The following is a 25723-nucleotide window of genomic DNA, read 5'->3' on the forward strand; positions in this document are numbered from 1 at the left end:
GCGCCGCGCTGTCGCTTCGACGCTTCGCACGAAACCCATCCCGACCGGTCACGAACCCGCCCATGCCCGCGCGTCCCGCCTCTGCCGTCCGTCCGCCGATTCCGCGCACCGTGTGGGCGCTCGGCTTCGTCAGCCTGTGCATGGACTTGTCGTCCGAGCTGATCCATGCGCTGCTGCCGATCTATCTCGTCACGACGATGGGGATGAGCGTCGCGGCGCTCGGCGTGCTCGAAGGCGCGGCCGAGGCGACTGCGATGATCGTCAAGATCTTCTCCGGCGCGCTGAGCGACTGGCTCGGCCGGCGCAAGGCGCTGCTCCTGCTCGGCTACGGGCTCGCCGCGCTGACGAAGCCGCTGTTTCCGCTCGCGGGCGGGCCGTCTACGGTCGCCGCCGCACGGCTGCTCGACCGCGTCGGCAAGGGCATCCGCGGCGCGCCGCGCGACGCGCTCGTCGCCGACATCGCGCCGCCCGAGATCCGTGGCGCGTGCTTCGGGCTGCGCCAGTCGATGGATACGGTCGGCGCGTTCGCGGGCCCGCTGCTCGCGATCGCGCTGATGCTCGCGTTCGCCGATCACATCCGAATCGTGCTGTGGTTCGCGGTGGTGCCCGCTTTCCTGGCGGTCGTGCTGATCCTGATCGGCGTCGACGAGCCGGCGCCTGCGCCCGCCGCGGCGCGCGCGTTTCGCTCACCGCTGCGCTGGCGCGCGCTGCGCGAGTTTTCGGGGCGCTATTGGTTCGTCGTGCTGATCGGCACCGCGTTCACGCTCGCTCGCTTCAGCGAGGCGTTCCTCGTGCTGCGTGCGCAGCAGGCGGGTCTCGACATCGCGTGGATTCCGGCCGTCATGGTCGTGATGAGCGTCGCGTATGCGGCGTCTGCGTATCCGGTCGGCATCGTGTCCGACCGGTTCGGCGCGCGCGCGCCGCTCGCGGCCGGCATGCTGCTCCTGATCGCGGCCGATCTGCTGCTCGGCGCGAGCGCGTCGGTGACGACGCTCTTCGCGGGCGTCGCCGTGTGGGGGCTGCACATGGGCTTCACGCAGGGGATGCTGGCGGCGCTCGTTGCGGAAACCGCGCCGCCGGACCTGCGCGGCACCGCGTTCGGCGTGTTCAATCTCGCGGGCGGGATCGCGATGCTGGCGGCGAGCGCGCTTGCCGGCTGGCTGTGGGAGCACCACGGCGCGCCGACGACGTTCTTCGCCGGTGCGGCGCTCGCCGCCGTCGCGCTCGCGATGTGCGGCTTCGTTCGGCGAGGGGCGGGACAGGCGGCGTGATGGCGGGCGGCTGACGGGCGACGGCATGTGCTCGCGCCGGCCCTCGGGCGAGCGCGAAGCGTGAGCGTTCGTGCGGATTTCGACCGACTCGACCGTCCTCCGCTGTTTTCCGAATCCGTCGTCGCGGCCGGCCGCGCAGGGCGCTCGGAAAGCGCCGATGCATCGTGGCGCGTCGGCGGGGCGGCGTCGCTCGGATTGCGTTCGATGTTTAGACGACCATCGTGACGATGCCGTGAGTGACGATCGGCAATTGGCGATCGGCGGCCGCAGTGAGCGGCTCAACGCCGGCTCGTTCGGAGGCGCATGTTCGAGCCATTGGCCCTCCGCGATTCACGCGATGACGGCTGTCTCGGCACCGATCTCGATCTCGAATGCCCGTTGGAAACGACAGCGTGATCGCGCATGTCTCAACGCGTCGCTTCGTGCATCGCCATCGAAATTTCATCGACTCGTTCGATGACGGAAGCGATCGTTCGCGCACGACGATCGCCTGCGACGCTGCTCCGCCGCACATTGATCGACACACGCCGCGAACGCCCGCTCGAACGTCTTGCGGACCGATCTCCGTCACCCGCTCGCCCCGTTTCCCGCATGCAAGACTGCGCGGCCTACAGGGTTTTAAAAACGCTCTATGCTCAACGCTCCTTCAACGAGCGTGTTCGCAGCCATCCGGATAAACATATCTCGTTTTCTTTGTTTCACACGCGCGACTGACGATATAGGGTTCGCCGATATGACCATCGATACAGAGTCGTCCTCTTCCATTCCGCTCGCATGGATCGCGGGCGTCGGCGCGAGCGCCGGGCTCGGCGCGGCCGTTAGCCGGCGCTTCGCGCGCAGCGGCTTCGCGGTCGTGTTGACGGGGCGCACGCACGAACGCGTCGCAGCGGTCGCGGACGAGATTCGTGTGCAAGGCGGCATCGCGCACGTCGCGAGCGGGGACATCGCGAACGAAGCCGATGTTGAGCGCCTCGCCGTCGAAGTGCGCACGCTCGGCACACTGCGGGCCGCGGTGTTCAACGCAGGCAACGCGGTGCGTGCGCCGACGCTCGAGCTGAGCGCCGCGCAATTCGAGCACGCGTGGCGCACGAACGTGATCGGCGGCTTTCTGTTCGCGAAGGCGGCGCTCGCGCAACTGCTCGACGCGGGCGACGACGCGCCCCGCAGCCTGCTGTTCACGGGCGCGACGGCGTCGCTGCGCGGCCGGCCGCCGTTCGCCGCGTTCGCATCGGCGAAGGCCGGTTTGCGATCGCTCGCGCAGACGCTCGCGCGCGAGTTCGGGCCGCGCGGCATTCACGTCGCGCACGCGGTGATCGACGGCGGCATCGACGGCGAGCGCCTGCGCAGCGCAGCGCCCGACCAGGCCGCGCAAGCGGGCTCGGACGGGCTGCTGTCGCCCGACGCGATCGCCGAGAGTTACTGGCAGCTGCATGTGCAGCACCGTAGCGCGTGGACGCAGGAACTCGATCTGCGTCCGTACAAGGAAGCGTTTTGACGAGGAGTAGTCGCGATGAGCACGGTCATCGAAGCGCGGCCGCCTGTGCAGGCAGGCGGCGAGATCGAAGCAGGGTCAACTATCTGGCGAAGGGTGACGCGCGCACGATCGCGCCCGACGATCTGGTGCCGAGCGACCTCGTCTATCGCGACAAGGTCGGCGACACCTATTCGGTCGTCGCGAATTCCGCGCACCACTGGTTCTACTTCCCGCGGCTGCGCGCCGACGAGACGCTGCTGCTGAAGATCTACGATTCGCTCGACGACGGCCGCGCTTGCCTCACCGCGCGCACCGCGTCCGACGCGTCCGACGACGCGCGCGACTGCCGCGCCGCGCCGGAGCATCGAGGTGCGTGCGCTCGTGTTCTGGCCGGCGGCTGCGTGAGCGTCGGCGGCAAGCGGCGATGGCGTCGCGGCGAATAGAGTAGAGCCCCGGTCGATCGACCGGAACGGGTTTCGTTTGCATCGCGCGCCGGAGATACGAACGGCGTGATGCGGCAAGGTGCGATGCGGCGAGCCACGGAAGGCCTCGCGACGCCTTGGCTCGCTGCATGCCTTCGCCGCCTCCGGCGGCACCGGTTTCATCCGCGGCCGCGTGAGCGGCCCAGCGTTTGCGCCGCCACATTGCCGTTTGCATGCGATAGAAACGGCTGGCGACGAGCGCCATATTCTTCATATAATTGCCGCTGCATTTCGACCGAGCGTGCAATGCCGATCCGAGCGCCGACGCAAGTTGCGAGGTTCGCTCGATCATCGCCGACTTCCCGAGCAACACGAAACAGATGCGCGCCCGTGGCACGCGCGCTTGTTCATGCTTGTCGGGCGGCGGCGTGCGCGCGTGCTTCGGCACGATCGGATGCGCGTTGCGCGATGCGTCGCGACACCCGGCCGAATTCGGCCGCTGCGCCACTGCGTTGCGATTGACGGAATGAAGCGGTTCGATCGCGATTCGCTTTCGATCGGGCGCGGTGATCCGATTCGCCGCCGGGCGTCGCGCCGTCTTCGCGAAGCGGTCGGCAGCGGCGGAGCACGCGGCCGGGGCCGCAGGCTGTAAGCCGTGAAATCGCACGCCGCGCGCAACACGCCACGGTCTTCCCTCGACACGACATCACAGCGGCGCACACCCGCGCGCCGACAGGAGACATGGGTGACTTCACAAGACGAACGGCTGCACCGCGGCCTGGAGGAGCGGCACATCAACCTGATGGCGCTCGGCGCGACGATCGGCGTCGGCCTCTTTCTCGGCTCCGCCGCCGCGATTCGTTCCGCGGGCCCGGCGATCCTGCTGACCTACATCCTCGGCGGCGTCGCGATCTTCCTCATCATGCGCGCGCTCGGCGAAATGGCGATCGACAATCCGGTCGCGGGCGCGTTCAGCCGATACGCGCAGGACTACATCGGGCCGCTCGCCGGGTATCTGACGGGCTGGACCTACTGGTTCATGTGGATCGTCACGTGCATGGCGGAAATCACCGCGGTCGGCGTCTACATGCACATGTGGTTTCCCGACGTGCCGAACTGGATCTGGACGTTCGCCGCGCTGATGGTGATGGGCGCGGTGAACTTCATCGCGGTCAAGCTGTACGGCGAGTTCGAATTCTGGTTCGCGCTGATCAAGATCGTGACGATCGTGCTGATGATCGCGGTCGGCGGACTGATGATCGTCGCGGGCGTCGGCAACGGCGGCGTGGCGACCGGCATCTCGAATCTGTGGGCGCACGGCGGCTTCATGCCGAACGGCTTCTCGGGCGTCGTCGACGCGCTGCCGATCGTGATGTTCGCGTATCTCGGCGTCGAGATGCTCGGGCTCACGGCGGGCGAAGCGCGCAATCCCGAGAAGTCGCTCGCGAAGGCGGTGAACTCGGTGTTCTGGCGCGTCGTGATCTTCTATGTCGGTGCGCTGTTCGTGATCATGTCGATCTACCCATGGAACCAGATCGGCACGCAAGGCAGCCCGTTCGTGATGACGTTCTCGCGGCTCGGCATTCCGGCCGCCGCCGGCGTCATCAACTTCGTTGTGCTGACGGCGGCGTTGTCGTCGTGCAACAGCGGGATCTTCAGCACCGCGCGGATGCTGTTCAATCTCGCCGAGCAGGGGCAGGCGCCCGAGCGGCTCGCGTCGGTGAACCGGCGCGGCGTGCCGGTGTACGGCGTGCTGATCTCGGCGGCGCTGCTGTTCGTTGGCGTCGTGCTCAACTACTTCGCGCCTCAGAAGGTGTTCGTGTGGCTCACGTCGGTATCGACGTTCGGCGCGATCTGGACCTGGTGCGTGATCCTGATCGCGCAGTTGCGCTTTCGCCGCCGCGTGTCGGTCGAGCGTCTCGCGCGGCTGCCGCTGCGCGTGCCGTTCCATCCGGTGTCGTCGCTCGTCGCGCTCGCGTTTCTCGCCTTCGTCGTCGTGCTGATGGCGTTTTCGCCCGACACGCGCGTCGCGCTCGTCATCGGGCCGCTGTGGATCGCCGCGTTGACCGTGTATTACTACGCGTATCAAGCGGGGCGGCGCGCGCAGTTGACGTCGCCGACGGACGGGTGAGCGTAGCGCGGCGCCGGACGAGGGCGATCGGGCGACAACGGGCACGCGTTCGCGCGCTCGTTGTCGATTGCGCTGGCAGGCGTGTTATCGCGTCGCTGCGCGACGGATGCGTTCGTGCGTTCGCGGCTGTTTCATCGTTCGATTTGCAAGGGAAAAGCGCGCTGCGGGTGTGCTCGATGTCGGCACGCGATGCGGCTTCCGATTGCGTGCGGGAGTTGCGGACGTGATCGCAAGCGCGACGTGTCGCGTTGGCCCACGCGATCGATTCGGCCGCGCCACGGAAAGCGCCCGCAAAGCGATCCGCACCGCACGTGTCATACGCCACGCATGCGGCGAACCTGCGCATCGCGCATCACACGCAATCCGTACGCGCGATGCGTGGCATGAAGGAAGACATGTGAACGAACACACCGACAAACGACGCGACAGGTGCTGCTCGCGATTCAAATCGTTTCAAATGGCGAGATGAAGCTGCGCTCGTCTTTCAGACGCCCGCATCGATTAATTCCGATACGGCCTGGTTGGGCTCGACGCCGCAATGACGACACCAGTCGAGATAAAAGAGAATATCGACATAACGTTCTCCTCGTTCGATCTTGGAGAGATAGGACTGGTCGATGCTCAGACGCTCAGCCAATTGAGTCTGGGTGAGGCCTGCCGCTCTTCTCAGCGCGCGCAAATGCGTGCGTAGAATGACATAACGAGGGTGATGAATGGAAGGGAGCATGGGCGAATGCTCCCTGCTGAATCGAAATAGTCCACCTTGGCCTAATTGGGCTATGATAGCCGAAAACTGACTTCGACACTATTCAACACAACAACGCGGTTTTCGATTGTCGGTCGAAAAGAGGCAGTGGAATCTACGGGGAAATGGTAATGGCAACATACAAGGAATTGCTTGCCCAATTAGATGTTTTGAAGCAGCAGGCGAAGACCGCGCGCGCGGTCGAACTGCCCGACGTGCTCGTCGAGCTCCGCAGAAAGATCGTCAAGTACGGTCTCACGCAGAAAGATCTGTTTCCGCCGCGTCTCGGACGTCCGAAGAAAGCCGACGCGCTGCCGAAGCCGCGCTATCGCGATCCGGAAACGGGCGCGTCCTGGACGGGGCGCGGCCGCGCGCCCGCGTGGATCGCGGGGCAAGATCGCGAGCGATTCCTGATCGAATAGCGCACTGACTGTGATCGCACGTGATGCGCTTCGTGCGCGTCTGGCCGCGGCGCGCTGTCGAGTAGGGCGTCGCTTGTGCGCGTTCGTGCGTTCGTGCATTCGCACGTTTGCGAATGAGGTCTTCGCGAATGACGATAGTGTGCGTTCGCGCATGCAGCCCGTGCAGTTTCGATCGACATGATGGGATGCGTGGCGGTTGCCGTCGGCATCGGCGACATACGACGTTCGTGTAATTCGAGGCATCCGAAGCATCGATCCGATATCCGATGCCGACGTCACGACACGTCGCCGCGCTTGTGCGACGACGTGACGATCAACGCGCGGCGTCCGTCCGCGCAGTCCCGACGCGCTCGCCGAAGCGCTCGTAATTCTCATGCGGCTGCGTGGGTTCGCGCGACGGCGAAGTTTGCTTGCCGTCGGCGATCGATGCGCGTCGGGCATGTTCGGCGATACGTCTCGTCTCGTCGAGCCGAGTCGAGCCGGACATCACGCAACGCAGCATCGCGCAACGTCGGGCCCACCGCCGTCATGCGCGATCGGAAATCGCGGCGCAACGTCGGGCCCGGCACCCGTTCGTGCGTATGCGCGAGGCGCCCGGCTAGCGTCCGGAATTCGAGATCCGCAGCCTTGCCGCCTTGCTCCGGGCCGGAATCCACGTCGCGGCAAACAGCGCGAGCGCGACCCCGCCGAGCGCGACGTCGCCCACCAGATGGATGTGCTCGCCCGGCATTATCAGACCCTGCACGAACATCAGGCCGAAATGAGCGACATTCGCGACGACCGTGAAGTCGAGAAACAGCTTGTGCTCGAACAGATCGTTGGCGGCCTCCCACAGGAAGACGCCCCACACGACGTAGATCGCCGAGATCATCAATTCGTAGTGCTCACCGCCACCGTGCACGCCGCCCCACCGCACGAGGCGCAATATCAGAAGGCCGACGGGATCGCCCGCGACCTGATGGTCGATGCCGAGCAGGATCGTGACGATCGCCGTGCCGAAGAACAGCAGGAACGACACGCCGAGCAGGCGCGTGATCAGCGATAGCCACGGCGAGGCTTGCGGCCAGTCGCGCCGCTGTATCGAATTCGAAGACATGAAATACACCGTTTGCGTGAGATTGGACGTGCCGAGCGATTCGACGCGAGGCCGCCGCGCTCGTGCTCGCGGACGGCGCAGCGATCGCCAACGCATCGCGTGTCGGCGATCGCGCTTCGCTCAGCTCGCTTGGACCGTCATCGGATGCAGCGGAATGCGCCGCGGCGCCGCATTGGCCGCATATCGCGCATTGCTCGCGTCGATGTTCGCGAGCAGCCGGTCGAGCGTCGCGAAGTGCCTGCGGTTGTCGTGATCCCAAGGATGGAAGCCGGGCTTGAAGTAGGCAAGCGTTCGCGGCGTCAGTTTCACGAGGCCCTTCGCGAAGAATCTCGCGAACGCCCACTTGCCGGAGACCTTGCCGTGCATGCGCCGGTGCGCGTTCATGAGCGCGATGTGGAAATAAAAGTTCGTTCCCCAGAACACGGCGCTCGTCAGCACCATCGATCCGACGCGCATCAGATAGCGCATCGGCCCCGGCTTCATTACCGCGTTCCACACGTCGAACGCGACTGCCTTGTGCTCGGTTTCTTCCATCGAATGCCAGAGCCACATGTTCGCGTACGCGTCGGCCGAGTCGTGGAAATGCTCGAAATTGCTGAGCAGCATGTCGGTCATGATCGCTGTGTAGTGCTCGAACGCGATCGTCTGCGCAAGCCGAAGCGGCGGCGGCAACACCTTCTGCATCAGGCCCGTGAATTTCCAGAAGCCTCGGTCGAGCCGGTGAGCCGGATAGCCGGCGGCTTCGGCGACGTCGTTGAATTCGACGTGTTCGCGGCTATGCATCGCCTCCTGCCCGATGAAACCCTGGACCTGATTCAGTAGTTCGGGATCCTGAATGCGATCCCGATAATGGCGGACCGAATCGATGAAAAAGCGCTCGCCTGCCGGGAACATCAGCGACAGCGCGTTGAAGTAATGCGTGTTGACCACGCCGTTCACGTGCCAATCGCCGATGCGATCGGGCGGAAGGGCGAAGCGGACGTCGCGGCGGACAATAGCAGGCATCGGGTCTCTCCATATCTTGCGAATCGATGGTGCGTCCGCATCGAATTGGCGCATCGCGGGCGGACACGGAAGGTCGAGCCGTCCTGGTTCCGTGCGCGGAATCCCGGTGACTCTTTTTGATAACGATCGTTACGCAATGAACGCTACGCCGCGATTTGATCGTTGTCAACTGGGTCAGTGTTTGATGTATTGACTGGGCGGCCCAGGGCGGAACGATTCCGTCGACGAGGGCGTTGATCACACGGGTCCGTTTGGCCGGAGACTCGAGCCCGGAGCTTCAGGGCCGGCGCGTGCCCGATACGTTGTGCAATGCAGCAGCGCGTCGAGACCCACCGCGTGGCGTGCCTTGCCATGACGCGTCGATCACGCCGCCGCCGCCCGCTTAACGCCGCCGCGCATATCGATCTGCGGATAAATTCGTGGCGGCTCGCATCCGACCGGCCCAGAATCGTCGGCATTCCCAACGACACGCTTCGCAAGCGAGGCCGACCGCCGATGAGCCGAGATCTGTTGCTCCTGCTGGAACCCGGGTTTACTGATCCCCAACACCCGGGCGAGCGTTTCGTCTGCCCCGGCAGCGTGCCGATCGAAGGCTTGCTCGCGAGCGATCCGTCGAAGCAGGCGCGTCTCGACATTCGACGGCTGCCATTCGCGCGGCCGCGCGAAGCGGCGATCGCCGCGCTCGACGCCGATCACCAGGGGCTGCCCGCGCTCGTCTTCGGCGACGATGCGCCGCCGCCCGACGATGCGCTGACGCTCGGCGACAAGCGCTTCGTTACCGATTCGCGCCGCATCCTCGAACTGCTCGCGGAGCGGCACGGCTTTCCGAAGCTGCATTGAGCGGCGACGCGGCCCGAGAGCGGCGCGGCCGCGCAGTGTGAGTCGAAGCGCGCATCGACGCACGCCGTCGCCAGTTCGCCGTTTCCGCGCCGCTTTCCACGATCATTGACGACCCACGTCCTGAAACGGCCGCCGCGCCGGCGATTGCATCTGAACGTCAACATCCTGCATTCGGGCTTCGTACCGTCCGCGTGGCGGGTCGACGAAGCCGATCCGCGCGCGTTCGTCGACGTCAGGCATTACGTGCGCGTCGCGCGGATCGCCGAGGCGGCGAAGTTCGACGCGGTGTTTCTCGCGGACAACGCGGCGATCGTTGATCAGATCGACTTTCGTCCGATCACCGCGCTCGAACCGGCGATCCTGCTCGCGACGATCGCCGCCGCGACGACGCATATCGGCCTCATCGGCGCGGCGTCGACGAGCTACAACGAGCCGTTCAATCCGCACGCCGCTTCGCGTCGCTCGATCACGCGAGCGACGGACGCGCCGGCTGGAACGTCGTGACGACGGCCGATCTCGGCTCCGCGCGCAATTTCGGCCTGGACGCGGTGCCCGATCATGCGCAGCGCTATGCGCGCGCGGCGGAGCTCGTCGACATCTTGAAGGCGCTGTGGGACAGCTGGGACGACGATGCGCTCATTGGCGACAAGGCGAACGGCCGCTTCGTCGACACGCGCAAGGTGCGGCCGATCGCGCACCGCGGCGCGCATTTTCGCGTGCACGGGCCGCTGAACCTGCCGCGTCCGCCGCAAGGGCATCCGGTGCTCGTGCAGGCGGGCGGCTCGGCCGACGGGCGCGCGTTCGCCGCGCGGCACGCGGAGGCGGTGTTCTCCGCCTCGCAATCGTTCGACGAGGCGCTCGGCTATGCACGCGAGCTGAAGGCCGCGGCGGCCACGTTCGGCCGCGGCGACATCAAGGTGCTGCCGGGTCTCACGACGATCGTCGGCGCGACCGACGCCGACGCGCTGCGCCGCCGCGACGCGCTCGTCGACCTGATCCCGCTGCGCTACAGCCTGAACCGGCTCGCGGGTACGCTCGGCGTGCCGGTCGAGCGGCTCGCGCCCGACGCGCCGCTGCCCGACGATCTCGCGCTGCCGGACGGCGGCAACGGCGATCACACGTTCTTCGAGGCGACGCTCGCGAGCGCGCGGCGGCACCGCTACACGGTGCGTGAGCTGATGCGCGCGATGGCGAGCGGCGCAGGGCATCGGGTGATCGTCGGCACGCCTGAGCAGATTGCCGACGACATCGCGCATTGGCTCGAAGCCGGCGCGGCCGACGGCTTCAACCTGATGCCGGACGTGCTGCCGGACGGCCTGCAGGATTTCGTCGACGGCGTCGTGCCGATCCTGCAGCGGCGCGGGATCTGCCGCACCGAATACGAAGGGACGACGCTGCGCGATCATCTCGGTCTCGTGCGGCCAGGTAGTTCGGGCGGACGCGAGCGCGCGTGAGCCGCGATCCGCTCAGTCGGGCCGCTTCGGCGGCGCATGCGCCTGCTCGATCTGCTCGGCGAGCCGATGCGCGGCGATGCGCTTTTTCGTCGCCTGTCGCCCGATTTGCCGATACGCTTTCTCTTCCCTGATTCCATGTATTCGTAATAGCGGCGTCTTCGCGTCGTCGAGCGCGCGCTGCGATTCCACCCGCTGCTCGAGTTGCGCGATTCGCCGCGATGTTCATCTTCGCGCCAGCGCCGGCGGCATGCGAGCGCCATCGCGCTCAGGAGCCCGAACGACCGGACGGGCGTCGACAGCATGCATTCGACGTCGATTCGTAGCAGCATGTCGAGAATCGCCGGACTCTCATGGTCGCGATCGCGCAGACAGGCGGGCGTCCATCGTCCTCGAGCCACGGGATCGACAAATCGGGCCGCACCGCCAGCACGACGAGCACGACGAGCACGACGAGCACGACGAAATCGGCGCGCTCGGGCAGCGCGGCGGGCGACGGCCATCGCCGTTGCGGCGGCGGGAACGATCGATGCATCGCAGCGGTGATCATGCGAATCGCGGCGCGAGTGCGAACGACGCTTCACGCGACGCAACGCCGGCGCGCAGCGAAGCAGCGGCGCGGGTATCATTCGACGCTTCCGAGCCATCGCGCGGCGGCTTCGTGCCGCGCCCACCACGGGATACCCATGAGCTTGCACAAGATCATCTATGACACGGACCCGGGCGTCGACGATTCGATGGCGCTCGTGTTCCAGGTGCTTCATCCGGACATCGAACTGCTCGGCGTGACGAGCGTGTTCGGCAACGCGACGATCGACACGACGACCCGCAACGCGCTCTATCTCGCGGGCCGCTTCGCACCCGGCGTGCCCGTCGCGCGCGGCGCGGCGGCGCCATTGCGGCGGCCGGCGCCCGAGCCGCTCGGCGGCATCCATGGCGACGACGGTCTCGGCAACACGGGCCTCAGCTTGTCCGTCGACGTCGCGCACGCGCCGAATCTCGATGCGCGGCCCGCGCATCGCTTCATCATCGACACGGTGCGCGCACATCCGCACGAAGTCACGCTGCTCGCGGTCGGTCCGCTGACGAATCTTGCCCACGTGCTCGCCGAGGACCCCGAGGTCGCGACGCTGGTCAAGCAGGTCGTCATCATGGGCGGCGCGTTCGGCACCGCGGGCGTGCTCGGCAACGTGTCGCCCGCCGCCGAGGCGAACATCTTCGGCGATCCCGACGCGGCGGACATCGTGATGTCGGCGTCGTGGCCGCTCGCGATCGTCGGGCTCGACGTCACGCAGAACACGATCATGACGACCGAGTACCTCGCCGCGCTGCGTGACGACGCGGGCGACGTCGGCCGCTTCGTGTGGGACGTGTCGCGCCATTACGAGGCGTTCCATTGCGCGAGCGCGGGGCTCGCGGGCATCTACGTGCACGATTCGTCGGCGGTCGCGTACGTGGTCGCGCCGCAGCTGTACAAGACGCGCACGGGCCCGGTGCGCGTGCTGACGGGCGGCATCGCGGCCGGCGAGACGATCCAGAAGCCGGCGACGATGACCGTGCCTGCGCCGGACTGGGACGGGCGGCCGCCGCGCGACGTGTGCGTCGGCGTCGATGCGGACGCGATGCTCGCGCTTTATCGGAAGACGCTCATCGGCTGACGGGCGGCTTGCGGCTCGCGGAGGATGTCGTGCTCGATGCGGCGTCGAAGCCGACCGTCTGCAGGAAGCGCTCGAACGTCGCCGCGTCCGCGTACGATTTCTGCGTGCCGAAGCCCGTCACCGAATGCGCGGCATATGCGGATGCGAGCCGCATCGCGGCGGGCACGTTGCCCGTCGCGACATAGTGGCGCGCGAAGCAGCCGATGTACGCATCGCCCGCGCCCGTCGTGTCGCGCGCATCGACCGCGACGGGCGGCACGCGCACGATTCCCGTGCGCGACACGAGCAGCGAGCCTTTGTCGCCGAGCGTGACGAGCACGTTCTTCAACCCGCGCTTGACGAGCGAGCCCGCCGCGCGCGTGACCGCATCGAGCGTGTCGGTCGACATGCCCGACACGAGCGCGAGCTCGGTTTCGTTCGGCACGAGGAATTCGAGCTTGGCGAGCCGCGCGAAGTCGAGGCCGGAGACGCCGGGCGCGGGATTCAGCAGCACCGGGATGCCGCGCGCGGCGGCGAAATCGATCGCATAGTTGACCGTATCGATGTCGATCTCGAGTTGCAGCACGACGAGGCGGCTCGCCTCGATCTTCGCGGCCGCCGCGTCGATGTCGGCCGGCCTCAGATGCAGGTTCGCGCCCTTGACGATCAGGATCCGGTTGCGCGAATCGGGGCTCACGAAAATCGGCGCGACGCCGCTCGATACGCCGGACACGCGGCGCACGTGCTCGGTATCGATGCCGACGCGCTCGAAGTTGCGCAATGTGTTGTCGGCGAACAGATCGTCGCCGACCTTCGACACCATCACGACACGTGCGCCGAGCTTCGACGCGGCGACCGCCTGGTTTGCGCCCTTGCCGCCGCAGCCGATCTCGAAGTTCGGCGCTTCGAGCGTTTCTCCGTCGGCCGGCATCCGCGTGACGTAGGTCACGAGATCGACCATGTTGCTGCCGATTACGGCGATCGTCTCCATCTGTGGTGTCCTCGGAATGGTTGTCATGATTATCGTGATTGTCGTGATTGTCGTGCGAGCGCGTGTCGGAACTCGCCTCCGAATGGAATCACATCGGCGGCGCGCACTCAATCGTTTTTGCGGGCGCGGTGCAATCGATGCGGGCAGCCGCGATCGGTCGCCTGTTCGTTCGTGCGCGGCTTGAAAGACGTTTTGGCATCCGACATTTTTACGTGGGCGCAGCGAAGTCGGGGACAATCGCGGAATCCGGCGAATCGGCTGGTATAGTGGCGCGCTTTGTTGCCGATGTCGTTGTCAGTGAATGAATAAGTTGTTTCTCGTGCTCAAATGGTCTTTCGTATCGCTGATCGTCGTCCCGGCGACGGCGAGCCGGGCCGGCGGACAGAACCCGTTCGACATGGCCGACGTATCGCCGCACACGTTCGCCGCGAAAGAGATCAATCGATCGGCCGCCGATGCGTCGAGCTACGGATCGCCCGTGACGTCGGTGTTCGGTGATGCGAAGGGCGCGCTGCCATCGTTCGAAGCGAAGCGGCGGAGTGGGGCGGGCGCCGTCAAATTCGCCGACGAGCTCGGGGCGGCCGAGCGACGCCAACGGCTCGCGGAAGAAGATCGCGCCGTGCAGCGATTGCGCGATTCGCATCATGATCCGCGCGGCAAGTGGCCGGGTCGGGCTAGTTCGCCGGGCGTGCCGGGCCGCCCGGAAATCGTGGTCGAAAAGCCCGTGCCCGGCGTCACGTGCGCGAGCGAGGCGGGTAATTCCATCGGGTGCAGCACGGGCTTTTGAGCGTCACCGCGCAGGGGGTTCTGCGGCGGCGCGTTGGCGGCGGGTTCTCGCCAATCCGGAGCCGCGTGACGCTCACGGCGCGAGGCCGATGAGCGCGGATGGCGACGGCCGATATGCGCACGCGCTGCGACATGTTCGCCGCGATTGTTTTGCCGGACGAATGCATGCGGCTTGCCGCTGGAAGGAAGGCGATCACGCCAGCGCCCGCGCGACACGGAAGCCGAAATACAGTTTGCCGTGATTGCGCGTGAGCGTCGCGATTGTCGGGCGTCGTCGCGCAGAATTCCGACGCATGCCGGACGGCGCACGCGGCGCGCGAACACGCGGGCCGCGGCCACTGCAATCGTGGTGTGACCGGCGTCGGACCACGAAGCGCGCCACCCACCACACATGAGCGCCGCCACGACCGTTCACGCCACGCGCGAACGGTGCCGGCCACTGTCGCAAAGCCACTGGCCGGCCGTGCGCTATCATGCGCGGATGACTCGTCTGGTCACGGTTCGCAGCCCCCGTAATTGGGGATGCACCATCGACCGCTCGTAATCGCCGAATCCCGTGCCGCCCGATCCGTCGTCTCCTCCCGCGTTCTATTACCTGTCGAATTTCGAGCGAGCGCTCGCGTGGCTCGTCGAGCGCTACGACGACGTGCTCGACGCCGACGAGCACGCGTTCGTCGCTGCGTTCTGCCGCCTGCCGCGCGCGTCGCGCGCGCTGCTCGTGCGGATGCTGATGCGCAAGGGGCCGATCTTCCGCGCGAGCAAGCTCGTCTACGACGAGATCGACTGCTCGCTCGCGGCCGCGGCGCCGCTCGTCGAACTCGGCTGGATCGATCCGGAGCCGGCGCTCGCGCTCGACGAACTGTTCGCGCTCGCGACGAAGCCCGAGCTGCGCGACGCGTTTGCCGACACGCCCGCGAGCGGCGCGATCCGCAAGGCCGACTGGCTCGACGCGTTGCGCGCGGCCCACGACGGCGAGCAAACCTGGGCGCAGTGGCTGCCGTCGATCGACGACCGCGTGCTGCGCGTGACGGTCGATAGGCTCTGCAACCGGCTGCGGCTGATGTTCTTCGGCAATCTGCATCAGGACTGGTCGGAGTTCGTGCTCGCCGATCTCGGGCTGCTTCAGTACGAGACGGTCGCGTTCGCGCCGTCGTCGCGTGCGTTCCAGCGGCGCGGCGACGTCGACGCTTATCTGCAATTGCACGCGTGCCGCGAGCAGCTCGAACGCTGGCCGGAAGAGACGCCGCTCGCGCCCCTCGTCGCGGTCGCGGCCGCGATCGACTGCGGGAACGCGTGGCTCGCGATGCGGCGCGCGAAGCTGTCGTTCGCGATCGGGCAGGCATGCGAGCGCCGCGCGGATTGGGACGGCGCGCTCGCCGCATACGAATCGAGCGCATGGCCCGGCAGCCGGCAGCGGCGCGTGCGCGTGCTCGAACGCGGCGAGCGCTTCGACGCGGCGCTCGCGCTCGCCGACGAAGCGACGCGCGCGCCCGAAAACGAAGCGGAGGCGCAGCAGATCGCACGGATGCTGCCGCGACTGCGGCGGCGCGTCGGCTTGTCGGCGACGCGCGCGGCGAGTGCGGCGAGTGCGGCGAGTGCGGCGAGTGCGCAGGCGATTCCGCGCGACTGCATCGAGCTCGCGCATCCGGGCGCGCCGTATCCGGTCGAATACGTCGCGCGCGATCACCTGAGCCGCGCGGATGCGCCCGTCTTCTACGTCGAGAACACGCTGATCAACTCGCTGTTCGGGCTCCTGTGCTGGGAGCCCGTGTTCGCCGCGGTGCCGGGCGCGTTCTTCCACCCGTTCCAGCGCGGCCCGGCCGATCTGCATGCGCCCGACTTTCGCGCGCGCCGCGCCGCGCAGTTCGATGCGTGCCTCGCGCAACTCGACGGTCCGCAATACCGCGACACGATCCGCCGCCACTACGCGCAGAAGATGGGCGTGCAGTCGCCGTTCGTGTTCTGGGGCGCACTCGACGACGCGCTGCTCGAGCATGCGCTCGCGTGCCTGCCCGCCGAGCATTTGCGGCTGTGGTTCGAGCGGCTGCTCGGCGACGTGCGCGGCAACCGCTCGGGACTGCCGGACCTCGTGCGCTTCTGGCCCGATGCGCGCCGCTACGAACTGATCGAAGTGAAAGGCCCGGGCGACCGGTTGCAGGACAACCAGATCCGCTGGCTCGACTACTGCGTGCGGCACCGGATGCCGGTGCGCGTGCTCGACGTGCGCTGGGCCGGCGACGCGCACGCGCCGCACGACGAGGAGGCGCTCGCGTGAGCTATGTCGTCGCGGTGCGCGCAATGTGCGAGTTCACCGCGCGCGAAGGCGATCTCGATCTGCGCTTCACGCCCGCGCCGAGCGCGCTCGAAGGGATGGCCGGGCACGCGACGGTCGCGTCGCGGCGCGGCGCCGGCTACGAGAAGGAGATCGCGCTCGCGGGCGAGCATCGCGGCCTGACGGTGCGCGGCCGCGCGGACGGCTACGATCCGGTGCTGAACCGCCTCGAAGAGATCAAGACGCATCGCGGCGATCTCGGCAAGATGCCGGCGAACCAGCGCGCGCTGCATTGGGCGCAGGCGCGGGTGTACGGGCATCTGCTGCGCGAATCGCGCGGGCTTGCGGAACTGACGGTCGCGCTCGTTTATTTCGACGTGGGAACGTTGCGCGAGACGGTACTGACTGAAACGCACACGGCCGCGACGCTCGAGGCATGCTTCGTCGAGCAGTGCGAGCGCTTCGTCGACTGGGCGGCGCGCGAGGACGCGCATCGCGCCGCGCGCAATGCGGCGCTGCGCGCGCTCGCGTTTCCGCATGCGCAGTTTCGGAGCGGGCAGCGTGAGCTCGCCGTCGCCGCCTATCGCGCCGCGCGCGACGGCCGCGCGCTGCTCGCGCAGGCGCCGACCGGCATCGGCAAGACGCTCGGCACGCTGTTTCCGCTGTTGAAGGCGTGCGCGGAGGATCATCTCGACCGGCTGTTCTTCCTGACCGCGAAGACGCCCGGCCGCGCGCTCGCGCTCGACGCGGCCGATGCGCTGCGCGCGGCGGCGGGCGGCGCGCTGCCGCTGCGCGTGCTCGAACTCGTCGCGCGCGACAAGGCGTGCGAGCATCCGGACGCCGCCTGTCACGGCGAATCGTGTCCGCTCGCGCGCGGCTTCTACGACCGGCTCGCGGCCGCGCGCGCCGCCGCGCTCGAACACGGCCGGCTCGATCGCGCGACGGTGCGCGCCGCGGCGCTCACGCACGACGTGTGCCCGTACTATCTCGCGCAGGAGCTCGCACGCTGGTGCGACGTCGTCGTCGGCGACTATAACTACTACTACGACGGCCGCGCGCTGCTGCACGGCCTCGCGCAGCAGAACCAGTGGCGCGTCGGCGTGCTCGTCGACGAGGCGCACAACCTGCTCGACCGCGCACGCGGGATGTACAGCGCGGCGCTCGATCAGCGGGAGCTCGCCGGGGTCCGCAAGCTCGCGCCCGCGCCGCTCACGAAGGCGCTCGAGCGATTGAACCGCGAATGGAATGCGCTCAATCGCGAGCAGGAGACCGCGTACACGGTGCACGCGGACGTGCCGCCGCGCGTGCTGTCGGCCGCGCAGAACCTGATCGGCCGGTTTTCGGAGCTCGCGGCGGAAGCGCCGCTCGCGCTCGACGCCGCCGTGCTGCGCTTCTGCTTCGATGCGATCCACTTCGTCGCGCTCGCCGAGCAGTTCGACACGCATTCGATCTTCGATGCGACGCTCGTGCGAGCGATCGCGCCGCGCCGCGGCAAGCAGGCGTCGGTTCTTTGCGTGCGCAACGTGATCCCGGCCGATTTCCTCGCGTCGCGCCACGACGCCGCGCGCGCGACCGTGATGTTCTCGGGCACGCTGAGCCCGTTCGATTTCTACCGCGACACGCTCGGCCTGCCGGACGACACGGGCGCGCTCGACGTCGAAGGGCCGTTCCGTGCGGAGCAACTGACGGTGAAGGTCGCCGCGCACGTGTCGACGCGTTGGCGCGACCGCGAGCGCTCGCTCGAGCCGATCGTCGAGCTGATCGCCGCGCAGTACGCGGCGCGGCCGGGCAACTACCTGGGGTTCCTGAGCAGTTTCGAGTACTTGCAGCAGGTCGTCGCGCGGCTGCGCGAGCGCCATCCCGGGCTGCCCGTCTGGGAGCAGGCGCCCGGCATGGACGAGGCCGCGCGCGATGCGTTTCTCGCGCGCTTCGAGCCGAACGGGCGGGGCATCGGTTTCGCGGTGCTGGGCGGGGCATTCTCGGAGGGCGTCGACCTCGCGGGCGACCGGCTGATCGGCGCGTTCGTCGCGACGCTCGGGCTGCCGCAGGTCAACGACGTCAACGAAGAGATGCGTCGCGCGATGGACGCGCGCTTCGGCCGCGGCTACGACTATGTCTACCTGTTTCCGGGATTGCGCAAGGTCGTGCAGGCGGCGGGGCGGGTGATCCGCACCGAGCACGACGAAGGCGTCGTGCATCTGATCGACGACCGGTTCCGGCGCGGCGAGGTGCGGCGGCTGTTGCCGCGGTGGTGGCGGCTGAGCTGACGGACTGCGGAGCCGCGAGCGCGGCGCGCGCGGCCGGAAGGCTCCGACCTTCGTCCAATGGGGTGCCGGCCGGCGACATCAGGCGCCGGCCGGCCTATATGGGGCGATCAGCGGACCCAATGGCACACGCGGTGGTGATGATGATCGAAATGGCATGCGCGATGCGGATGCGCTTCTGCCGACGGCACGAGCGCCGAGAGGGCAACGGCGGCGACGAACGCCGACATCAGCGGGTTCTTCATGTTTCAGTCCTTTTCCCGGGCGAATGAGGGTGTGGCGGAGCAGTCGCGAACGCAGTGCCGCGCGACCGCTGGAGGCCATCATGCGAACGTGCACTATTTCACATGTAATGAGTTGCAACGGCCGACGACGGATCACACGAGCGGTAATCGGCGGAAATAAAGTGGCGCACCGTGGTCGTCTTGCGAACCGAACGGTTGAGTGAGTCCGATCGGCGGCTGCGCCGTCAATGGAGTCTCGCCGACATCGAGCGGTTTTGCGATCCGCTCCCTTTGCCGATGTCGGCGGCGCGCACATCGCTCGCTTCAATTCACCGCTCACGCCAATCGGCGCGTCCCTATCGTCTTCCTCAGCCAATCGGCGAGCCGCTGCGCGCCGTCCGGCAAATCGGCGTCCGCGCGGCTGCACAGGTAGTAGTCGCGCCCGTCGTCGAGCGCGTGATCGAACAGCTTGACGAGCTCGCCGTTCATCAGCTCCCGCTCGATCAGCGGCGCGCGCAGCAGCGCCGCGCCGAGTCCCGCGCGCGTCGCGGCGAGCGTCAGCTGGCCGTCCTCGAAAAGCGGCCCGACTGCGTGCGTGACGTGTTTCACGCCCGCGCCCTGAAACCAGTTGACCCAGGTATTGCGATCCTCGTCGTGCACGAGCGGCACGGCCGCGAGATCGGCGGGCCGCTTGAACGGCCCGTGGCGGCGCGCGAACGCCGGACTGCACGCGGGAACGACTGCGCCCGACAGCAGCCGCTCGCAGCGATAGCCGCGCCAATCGCCGACGCCGAAGCGAATCGACAGATCCGACGCGTCGCTCAGGTAGTTGCGATGGTGCGCGTACAGCACCGTCACGTCGACGTCCTGGTTGTCCGCGAGGAACGTGTGCAGGCGCGGGATGAACCAGCCGATGCCGAACAGCGGAATCAGGCTGATCGTGATCTGCCGCAGCGACGAGCGGTCGCGAACGAACCCCGTCGCGCTGCGCAGCACTGAGAACGCCGCGCTGATCGACCGGTAGTAATCGCGCCCTTCGTCGGTGAGCGCGAGCGTGCGGCCTTCGCGGACCGTGAGCGGTGTCTGCACGAAGGTCTCCAGCAACTGCAACTGGTGGCTGACCGCGGACGGCGTGATGTCGAGCTCGGCCGCAGCCGCCGTGACGGAGCCCACGCGCGCGAACGCTTCAAACGCGCGTACCGCGCGCAATGGCGGATCGTTGGTCAATCGTTCGATATTTTTCATGAATCGAATTTTATCGAAACGTCTTTCGTTGCGGAAACGAAAAAAATTGACTTGAATACAATGCACTGGAACTTGGGTGCAGTATCGGCATAAGTATCGAACAATTGGATATTTGTGGCCATTGAGCACAATTATTTAATATTTTTCATGTTTGGCGCGCTTTCATTTCCCCCTCGATCCCCAGGTTCCGCTCTCAGATGAAATTCCCTGCCACGCTGTCGCTCGGCGCCGCACTGTCGGTCGCCGCCGTGTTCGCCGCGTCCGCTGCACAAGCGCAGACGCCCGCTCGAACCGCCGCATTCGCTCAATCCGCTCAATCCGCTCAATCCGCTCAATCCACGCAGTCCGCGCCGCGAACCGTGCTGATCGGCCTCGCCGCGCCGCTGACCGGCCCGTCCGCGCGGATCGGCAAGGATCTGCAGAACGGCGCGCAGCTCGCGCTCGACGACGCGAACAGCCGTCATCCGGCGCTGGGCGGCAAGCCGGTCGTCTACAAGCTCGTCGCCGTCGACGACCAGTCCGATCCGCGCACCGCCGTGACGGTCGCGCAGCAGCTCGTCGAGCGGCGCGTGATCGGCGTCGTCGGTCATTGGAATACCGGCTGCAGCGTGCCGGCGTCGCGGATCTATCGCGACGCCGGCATCGCGCAGATCGCGCCGGCGTCGACCGGACATCAGTACACGCGGCAGGGCTACGCAACGGCGTTCCGGATCATGGGCCACGACGATGCGGGCGGTGCGCACGCGGGCGCGTACGTCGTGAAGGCGCTGCACGCGAAGCGGATCGCGGTGATCGACGACCGCACCGCGTTCGGCGCGGGTCTTGCCGATCAATTCGTAAAAGGCGTCGAGGCGAACGGCGGCGCGATCGTCGATCGTCAGTACGTGAATGACAAGACGACCGATTTCAGCGCGGTGCTGACGGCCGTCAAGGCGAAGCGCGCGGACGTCGTGTTTTTCGGCGGGCTGGACGCGCAGGCGGCGCCGCTCGCGCGACGGATGCGCCAATTGAAGCTGAGCGCGACGCTCGTCGGCGCGGGCGGTTTCGTCACGCAGACGTTCCTGTCGCTCGCGGGGCCGGACGGCGACGGCGTGACGGCGCTCGAGCCGGGACTGCCGCTTGCCGGGATGCCAGGCGGCGCGGCGTTCGACGCCCGCTATCGTGCGCGCTATCGCGCGCCGATCGAGCTGCACGCGCCGTTCGCATACGACGCCGCGGCGATGTTGATCGCCGCCGCCGAGCGCGCGAATTCGACGGACCCGGCGCGTCTGCCGGCGGTGCTGCATGCGCTGAAACGGCAAGGCGTGACGGGCGCGATCGCGTTCGACGCCGAAGGCAATCTGCAAGACCCGGCGTTCACGATCTATCGCGCGGGCGGCGGCAAATGGACCGCGGTCGACGTGCTCGGCGGCGGCGCTGCAACCGGCACCCGAGTCGCGTCGCGTACGTCGCAGACGTCGAATGCATCGACCGCATCGAAATGACAACGAACCAGGAGACACGCTGATGACGATCATTCCCATTCATCCGGCCGAGGTCGGCGCGGCGGACGGCGAGCCGCTCGGCATCCTCGCGCGGCGGCGCATCGAGGCGGAGATCATCAAGCCGATCTACGAGATCATGAAGCGCGAGTTCGGCGTCGAGCGCGCGCAGGCGGTGATCGCGGAGGCCGTGCGCGGCGCCGCGCGCGACGCGGGACGCGCGTTCGCCGCGAAGGAGCCGGGCGGCACGAGCATCGCGTCGTTCGTCGCGCTGCAGGCGCTGTGGGAGAAGGACGATGCGCTCGAAGTCGACGTGCATCGCGCGGACGACGCGCATTACGACTACGACGTGCGCCGCTGCGCGTATGCGCAGATGTATCGCGAGATGGGCCTGGGCGAGATCGGGCATCTGCTGAGCTGCGCACGCGACAGCGTGTTCATCGAGGGCTATGACCCGCGCATCGCGCTGACGCGCACGCGCACGCTGATGCAGGGCGGCACGCACTGCGATTTCCGCTATCGGCTGATGGAGTCGCCGGAAGACGAGGCGCGCGAAGAAGCGAGCGGCGCGCGGCAGACCGCCGGCGCGCAGCGCGGGACGCCGGCCGGGCCGCGGGAGCCCGGCCTGCGCGGCGACGCTTCCGCCGCGCGGCCGGAGGCGCGTGCGCACGGCGGAGAAGCGAGTGCGCCGCAACGGGCCCCCGCATGTGAAGACGCCCGGAGCGGGGCGCGCGAGGTGCGTCCGCATCGCGGCGCGCAGGACGAAGCGGGGAAATCGCAAGCGGACGGCGGGGCGTGCGCCGCGCCGCGGCAGGTGCATGCGCGCGACAGCGCATTCGATGCGGCGGAGCCTGCCGATTCACGCACGAAACCGGAGGCGAGCGATGCGGCGTGATGAAGCGCTGCGCGTCGATGGCGCGCGCCTGTGGATGTCGCTCGAGCGGATGGCGAGCATCGGCGCGACGCCGAAAGGCGGCGTGTGCCGCCTCGCGCTGACCGACGAAGACCGGCGCGCGCGCGACCTGTTCGTCGAATGGGCGCGGGCGGCGGGCTGCACGGTCCGCGTCGACCGGATCGGCAACATCTTCGCGCGCCGCGCCGGCCGCGATCCGCGCGCGGCGCCCGTGCTGACGGGCTCGCACGCGGATACGCAGCCGACGGGAGGCCGCTACGACGGCATCTACGGCGTGCTCGGCGGGCTCGAGGTCGTGCGTGCGCTGAACGACGCGGGCGTCGAGACCGGGCGGCCGATCGATGTCGTCGTCTGGACCAACGAGGAAGGCTCGCGCTTCGCGCCGCCGATGATCGCGTCCGGCGTGTTCGCGGGCGTCTATCCGCTCGATTTCGGGCTGTCGCGCGCGGATGCGGCCGGCGTGACGCTCGGCGACGCGCTCGCGCAAATCGGCTACGCGGGCGACGCGCCCGTCGGCGGCGCGCTGGTGCATGCGGCGTACGAGTTGCACATCGAGCAGGGCGCGATTCTCGAGCGCGGCGGCCATACGATTGGCGTCGTGACGGCCGGGCAGGGGCAGCGCTGGTACGAGGCGACGCTCACGGGCGTCGACGCGCACGCGGGCACGACGCCGATGGCGCTGCGGCGCGACGCGCTCGTCGGCGCCGCGCGGATGATCGACTTCGTCGACGCGCTCGGCCGCCGCCATGCGCCGCACGGCCGCGCGACGGTCGGGATGATCGAAGCGCGTCCGAACTCGCGCAACACGGTGCCGGGCGCGTGCTTCTTCACGATCGAGTGCCGGCATCCGGATGCCGCGACGCTCGCCGACATGGACGCGGCGCTGCGCGCGGAGCTCGCGCGAATCGCCGAGTCGGCCGGGCTGTCCGCGCGGATCGAGCAGATCGCCGACTACGCGCCGGTGCCGTTCGCGCCCGCGTGCGTGGCGGCGGTGCGCGACGCGGCGGCCGCGCTCGGCCTGCCGCATGCGGACATCGTGTCGGGCGCGGGACACGACGCATGCCATCTCGCGCGGATCGCGCCGACGGGGATGATCTTCGTGCCGTGCGTCGACGGCTTGAGCCACAACGAGGCGGAAGCGATCACGCCGGAATGGGCGGCGGCGGGTGCGAACGTGCTGCTGCACGCCGTGCTCGCGAGCGCGCTCGAAACCTAGGCGGCAGGCCACGCGTCGCGCCGATCGATCCCGGATTTCGGATGCGCCGCGCCCGGCGCCGCCGCCGACATGCGTGCCGGCGGCGGCCGGATTCGCCGGCTTTCGCGCCGCGGGCTCCGGCGGTCGTCCGGGTTGAATCAAGACTTACAACAATCTTCACAATCAGATTCCAATAATTGCGATATGCTTTCATATTACGAATAACCATGAAATAAACCAACCACACAGAACGGGGGTAATTCGATGGCGATCACTCAAACGGGGGCTAATTCGCTTCTCGCGGCAAACTCGCAAAGCGACGCTTGGGCGCAAGTGCAGGACGCCGCGCAGTCGCTCATCAACGGTTCCACGGGCAAGTCGACGATGGACGTGAACGGGCTCGTTACGGCGCTCGTCAATGCGAAGACGGCTGGCCAGGCTGCGGAGATCAAGAGCCAGGTGTCCTGGAACAACACGCAGATCTCGGCGCTCGGTGCGTTGAAGCTGGCGCTCAGCAATCTGCAGACGGGCGTCGAGTCGCTGTCCGACGGCACGCTCGCGCAGAAATTCACGTCGAAGGCGAGCGGCAAGGGGATCACCGCGACGACCGACAAGGGCACCGTCGCCGGCGCCTATCAGGTCGAAGTCAAGCAGGTCGCGCGTTCGCAGACGCTCGTGTCGGCCGGTTTCGATCCGAAGCAGAGGCTCGGCTCCGGCACGCTGACGCTCAAGGTCGGCGGCCGCTCGACGTCGGTCGACATCGACGCCGCGAATGACACCCCGGCCGGCATCGCGGCTGCGATCAACTCGGCGAAGAACAATCCCGGCGTGACTGCGACGGTCGTGACGGGCACCGACGGCGCGCACCTCGTGCTGCGTTCGACCGCATCGGGCAGCGCGAACGTGATCGACGTGAGCGTATCGAACGTGAAAGACGACGCCGGCCTGTCGGGCCTCGCGGTCAAGTCGACGGCCGACGACAAGGGCGGCAAGTCGACGATCGCGTCGGCGGGCGATGCGTGGAAGCAGAGCGATTTCGCGCAGGATGCGATCGTCACGGTGGGCGGCGTGATCACCGCGCGCAGCGCGGACAACAAGGTCACGGGCGTGATCGCCGGCGTGACGATCAACGTGACCGAAGAAGCGATCGGCGCGCCGCAGACGCTGACGATCGCCCGTGACATCGACGGCCAGGCGAGCGCGGTGACGAACTTCGTGGATCTGTACAACTCGATGATCGGGACGATGGCGCAGCTCACGTCGTTCGACAAGACGGCGAAGCCGGGGCAGCAGGGCGGCCCGATGATCGGCGATTCGATGCTCAACGGCATTCGCAACTCGCTCGCGCACATCGTCGGCGGCGGCGTGCCGCACGGCGATAACAAGCGCGCGTCGCTCGCCGCGCTCGGCGTCACGTTCGTGCGTCCCGGCGACAAGCTGCCGGAGGGCTCGCTCGTCGTCGACAAGAAGAAGCTGAACGAGGCGCTGCAGAACGATCCGCAGGCGGTCGAGGCGCTGTTCAACAAGACGAACGGCGTCGGCGCGCAGATCACGAAGACAGTCGACGTGCACCTGCGCAAGGGCGGCACGTTCGACATCCGCTCGGATGCGATCGACCGCGACATGAAGAGCATCACGCAGCGGCAGGCGCGGCTCGAGACTTATACGTCGCAGCTGACCGCGCAATACAAGGCGCAGTTCACCGCGCTCGACGCGCTGATGGCGCGGATGCAGCAAAACACCAATTATCTGACGCAATTGTTCGGCGGCGCGAACAGCTCCGGCGCGCTCGCGAACAACAAGTAGCGCGAACGGGAACGCGGCGGGCGACGCGCGTAGCGTTTTCGCTCACGCGGCG

Annotated in this window: 23 protein-coding genes and 2 pseudogenes; 17 read left to right on the forward strand and 8 right to left on the reverse strand. The window is 67.7% G+C overall.

What is annotated here, in order from left to right; all coding sequences use genetic code 11:
- Positions 1-62 precede the first annotated feature (62 nt).
- The 5 genes and pseudogenes from WS70_RS23415 (at position 63) to WS70_RS23440 (ending at position 5298) form a co-directional block, all read left to right on the forward strand.
- Positions 63-1271, forward strand: coding sequence for an MFS transporter (locus tag WS70_RS23415; protein ID WP_059598427.1), 1209 nt, complete (start codon positions 63-65; stop codon positions 1269-1271).
- A 456-nt stretch (positions 1272-1727) separates the two neighbouring features.
- Positions 1728-1985 (forward strand): hypothetical protein, encoded by a 258-nt coding sequence (locus WS70_RS31825; protein ID WP_203236023.1) that lies wholly within the window; start codon positions 1728-1730, stop codon positions 1983-1985.
- Positions 1986-2004: 19 nt separating this feature from the next.
- A complete protein-coding gene (locus WS70_RS23425) occupies positions 2005-2766 on the forward strand; it encodes an SDR family NAD(P)-dependent oxidoreductase (RefSeq protein ID WP_059598426.1) in 762 nt (253 codons plus the stop codon).
- An 83-nt stretch (positions 2767-2849) separates the two neighbouring features.
- A pseudogene (locus WS70_RS23430) lies at positions 2850-3150 on the forward strand (CmcJ/NvfI family oxidoreductase); the annotation flags it as partial.
- A gap of 762 nt (positions 3151-3912) precedes the next feature.
- Entirely contained in the window at positions 3913-5298 is a 1386-nt protein-coding gene (locus tag WS70_RS23440) for an amino acid permease (protein WP_059598425.1), read from the forward strand.
- 484 nt (positions 5299-5782) lie between these two features.
- Here WS70_RS23440 and WS70_RS23450 read toward each other — a convergent pair whose 3' ends face one another.
- A complete protein-coding gene (locus WS70_RS23450; protein ID WP_066483931.1) occupies positions 5783-6025 on the reverse strand; it encodes a helix-turn-helix domain-containing protein in 243 nt (80 codons plus the stop codon).
- A gap of 149 nt (positions 6026-6174) precedes the next feature.
- Here WS70_RS23450 and WS70_RS23455 point away from each other — a divergent pair, with 149 nt between their 5' ends.
- Positions 6175-6465: an H-NS histone family protein gene (locus WS70_RS23455; RefSeq protein ID WP_162498996.1), complete on the forward strand. Its 291-nt coding sequence runs from the start codon at positions 6175-6177 to the stop codon at positions 6463-6465.
- 598 nt (positions 6466-7063) lie between these two features.
- On the opposite strand, the gene WS70_RS23465 is transcribed toward WS70_RS23455, so the two are convergent.
- Together WS70_RS23465 and WS70_RS23470 are read right to left on the reverse strand one after the other, a co-directional pair.
- Complete coding sequence (locus tag WS70_RS23465) at positions 7064-7561, reverse strand: DUF6632 domain-containing protein (protein WP_059472441.1); 498 nt, start codon at positions 7559-7561, stop codon at positions 7064-7066.
- A gap of 120 nt (positions 7562-7681) precedes the next feature.
- Positions 7682-8566 (reverse strand): metal-dependent hydrolase, encoded by an 885-nt coding sequence (locus WS70_RS23470; protein ID WP_059598424.1) that lies wholly within the window; start codon positions 8564-8566, stop codon positions 7682-7684.
- A gap of 495 nt (positions 8567-9061) precedes the next feature.
- Here WS70_RS23470 and WS70_RS23475 point away from each other — a divergent pair, with 495 nt between their 5' ends.
- Positions 9062-9406, forward strand: coding sequence for a DUF3088 domain-containing protein (locus WS70_RS23475; protein ID WP_059472407.1), 345 nt, complete (start codon positions 9062-9064; stop codon positions 9404-9406).
- Between the two features lie 105 nt (positions 9407-9511).
- A pseudogene (locus WS70_RS23480) lies at positions 9512-10860 on the forward strand (LLM class flavin-dependent oxidoreductase).
- Positions 10861-10872: 12 nt separating this feature from the next.
- Here WS70_RS23480 and WS70_RS33165 read toward each other — a convergent pair.
- Together WS70_RS33165 and WS70_RS33170 are read right to left on the reverse strand one after the other, a co-directional pair.
- On the reverse strand, positions 10873-11049 hold the full coding sequence (locus WS70_RS33165) for an ANTAR domain-containing protein (protein ID WP_231747174.1): 177 nt from the start codon (positions 11047-11049) through the stop codon (positions 10873-10875).
- A 76-nt stretch (positions 11050-11125) separates the two neighbouring features.
- Positions 11126-11407 carry a hypothetical protein gene (locus WS70_RS33170; protein WP_226382954.1) on the reverse strand — a complete coding sequence of 94 codons (282 nt, stop codon included), beginning with the start codon at positions 11405-11407 and terminating at the stop codon, positions 11126-11128.
- A 136-nt stretch (positions 11408-11543) separates the two neighbouring features.
- Here WS70_RS33170 and WS70_RS23490 point away from each other — a divergent pair, with 136 nt between their 5' ends.
- Positions 11544-12515: a nucleoside hydrolase gene (locus WS70_RS23490; RefSeq protein WP_059598448.1), complete on the forward strand. Its 972-nt coding sequence runs from the start codon at positions 11544-11546 to the stop codon at positions 12513-12515.
- Here the strand turns inward: WS70_RS23490 and rbsK are convergent.
- Complete coding sequence (rbsK, locus tag WS70_RS23495) at positions 12505-13485, reverse strand: ribokinase (protein ID WP_059598423.1); 981 nt, start codon at positions 13483-13485, stop codon at positions 12505-12507. The genes WS70_RS23490 and rbsK overlap by 11 nt on opposite strands.
- Positions 13486-13547: 62 nt before the next feature.
- On the opposite strand from rbsK, the gene WS70_RS31830 reads away from it, so the two are divergent.
- The 4 genes from WS70_RS31830 to WS70_RS23510 all read left to right on the forward strand — a co-directional run bounded on the left by WS70_RS31830 (position 13548) and on the right by WS70_RS23510 (position 18810).
- Positions 13548-13790 (forward strand): hypothetical protein, encoded by a 243-nt coding sequence (locus WS70_RS31830; protein ID WP_156438268.1) that lies wholly within the window; start codon positions 13548-13550, stop codon positions 13788-13790.
- Entirely contained in the window at positions 13787-14272 is a 486-nt protein-coding gene (locus WS70_RS23500) for a hypothetical protein (RefSeq protein ID WP_059472410.1), read from the forward strand. Before WS70_RS31830 ends, WS70_RS23500 begins: the two co-directional genes overlap by 4 nt.
- A gap of 555 nt (positions 14273-14827) precedes the next feature.
- Entirely contained in the window at positions 14828-16546 is a 1719-nt protein-coding gene (locus tag WS70_RS23505; RefSeq protein ID WP_059598422.1) for a VRR-NUC domain-containing protein, read from the forward strand.
- On the forward strand, positions 16543-18810 hold the full coding sequence (locus tag WS70_RS23510; protein ID WP_059472412.1) for a helicase C-terminal domain-containing protein: 2268 nt from the start codon (positions 16543-16545) through the stop codon (positions 18808-18810). Before WS70_RS23505 ends, WS70_RS23510 begins: the two co-directional genes overlap by 4 nt.
- A 107-nt stretch (positions 18811-18917) precedes the next feature.
- On the opposite strand, the gene WS70_RS33175 is transcribed toward WS70_RS23510, so the two are convergent.
- Positions 18918-19052, reverse strand: coding sequence for an HHHH-motif protein (locus tag WS70_RS33175; protein WP_226382955.1), 135 nt, complete (start codon positions 19050-19052; stop codon positions 18918-18920).
- 315 nt (positions 19053-19367) lie between these two features.
- Positions 19368-20276 carry a LysR substrate-binding domain-containing protein gene (locus tag WS70_RS23515; RefSeq protein ID WP_059472413.1) on the reverse strand — a complete coding sequence of 303 codons (909 nt, stop codon included), beginning with the start codon at positions 20274-20276 and terminating at the stop codon, positions 19368-19370.
- Between the two features lie 197 nt (positions 20277-20473).
- On the opposite strand from WS70_RS23515, the gene WS70_RS32490 reads away from it, so the two are divergent.
- The 4 genes from WS70_RS32490 (at position 20474) to fliD (ending at position 25671) form a co-directional block, all read left to right on the forward strand.
- Positions 20474-21760, forward strand: a complete 1287-nt coding sequence (locus WS70_RS32490) for a branched-chain amino acid ABC transporter substrate-binding protein (protein ID WP_059598421.1) — start codon at positions 20474-20476, stop codon at positions 21758-21760.
- A 22-nt stretch (positions 21761-21782) separates the two neighbouring features.
- Entirely contained in the window at positions 21783-22652 is an 870-nt protein-coding gene (locus tag WS70_RS23520; protein WP_082716334.1) for an L-2-amino-thiazoline-4-carboxylic acid hydrolase, read from the forward strand.
- Positions 22642-23886, forward strand: coding sequence for a Zn-dependent hydrolase (locus tag WS70_RS23525; RefSeq protein ID WP_059598420.1), 1245 nt, complete (start codon positions 22642-22644; stop codon positions 23884-23886). Before WS70_RS23520 ends, WS70_RS23525 begins: the two co-directional genes overlap by 11 nt.
- 243 nt (positions 23887-24129) lie before the next feature.
- Positions 24130-25671 (forward strand): flagellar filament capping protein FliD, encoded by a 1542-nt coding sequence (gene fliD / locus WS70_RS23535; protein ID WP_059598419.1) that lies wholly within the window; start codon positions 24130-24132, stop codon positions 25669-25671.
- The last annotated feature ends 52 nt before the right edge of the window (positions 25672-25723 follow it).

It is taken from the genome of Burkholderia mayonis, assembly GCF_001523745.2.
Lineage (GTDB): Bacteria > Pseudomonadota > Gammaproteobacteria > Burkholderiales > Burkholderiaceae > Burkholderia > Burkholderia mayonis.

Bases quoted from the DNA above. Each gene is read 5' to 3' on its own strand.
- WS70_RS23415 (WP_059598427.1), top strand. From the start codon at position 63: ATGCCCGCGCGTCCCGCCTCTGCCGTCCGTCCGCCGATTCCGCGCACC.
- WS70_RS31825 (WP_203236023.1), top strand. From the start codon at position 1,728: ATGACGGAAGCGATCGTTCGCGCACGACGATCGCCTGCGACGCTGCTC.
- WS70_RS23425 (WP_059598426.1), top strand. From the start codon at position 2,005: ATGACCATCGATACAGAGTCGTCCTCTTCCATTCCGCTCGCATGGATC.
- WS70_RS23450 (WP_066483931.1), bottom strand. From the start codon at position 6,025: ATGCTCCCTTCCATTCATCACCCTCGTTATGTCATTCTACGCACGCAT.
- WS70_RS23455 (WP_162498996.1), top strand. From the start codon at position 6,175: ATGGCAACATACAAGGAATTGCTTGCCCAATTAGATGTTTTGAAGCAG.
- WS70_RS23465 (WP_059472441.1), bottom strand. From the start codon at position 7,561: ATGTCTTCGAATTCGATACAGCGGCGCGACTGGCCGCAAGCCTCGCCG.
- WS70_RS23470 (WP_059598424.1), bottom strand. From the start codon at position 8,566: ATGCCTGCTATTGTCCGCCGCGACGTCCGCTTCGCCCTTCCGCCCGAT.
- WS70_RS23475 (WP_059472407.1), top strand. From the start codon at position 9,062: ATGAGCCGAGATCTGTTGCTCCTGCTGGAACCCGGGTTTACTGATCCC.
- WS70_RS33170 (WP_226382954.1), bottom strand. From the start codon at position 11,407: ATGATCACCGCTGCGATGCATCGATCGTTCCCGCCGCCGCAACGGCGA.
- WS70_RS23490 (WP_059598448.1), top strand. From the start codon at position 11,544: ATGAGCTTGCACAAGATCATCTATGACACGGACCCGGGCGTCGACGAT.
- rbsK (WP_059598423.1), bottom strand. From the start codon at position 13,485: ATGGAGACGATCGCCGTAATCGGCAGCAACATGGTCGATCTCGTGACC.
- WS70_RS23500 (WP_059472410.1), top strand. From the start codon at position 13,787: ATGAATAAGTTGTTTCTCGTGCTCAAATGGTCTTTCGTATCGCTGATC.
- WS70_RS33175 (WP_226382955.1), bottom strand. From the start codon at position 19,052: ATGAAGAACCCGCTGATGTCGGCGTTCGTCGCCGCCGTTGCCCTCTCG.
- WS70_RS23515 (WP_059472413.1), bottom strand. From the start codon at position 20,276: ATGAAAAATATCGAACGATTGACCAACGATCCGCCATTGCGCGCGGTA.
- WS70_RS32490 (WP_059598421.1), top strand. From the start codon at position 20,474: ATGAAATTCCCTGCCACGCTGTCGCTCGGCGCCGCACTGTCGGTCGCC.
- WS70_RS23520 (WP_082716334.1), top strand. From the start codon at position 21,783: ATGACGATCATTCCCATTCATCCGGCCGAGGTCGGCGCGGCGGACGGC.
- WS70_RS23525 (WP_059598420.1), top strand. From the start codon at position 22,642: ATGCGGCGTGATGAAGCGCTGCGCGTCGATGGCGCGCGCCTGTGGATG.
- fliD (WP_059598419.1), top strand. From the start codon at position 24,130: ATGGCGATCACTCAAACGGGGGCTAATTCGCTTCTCGCGGCAAACTCG.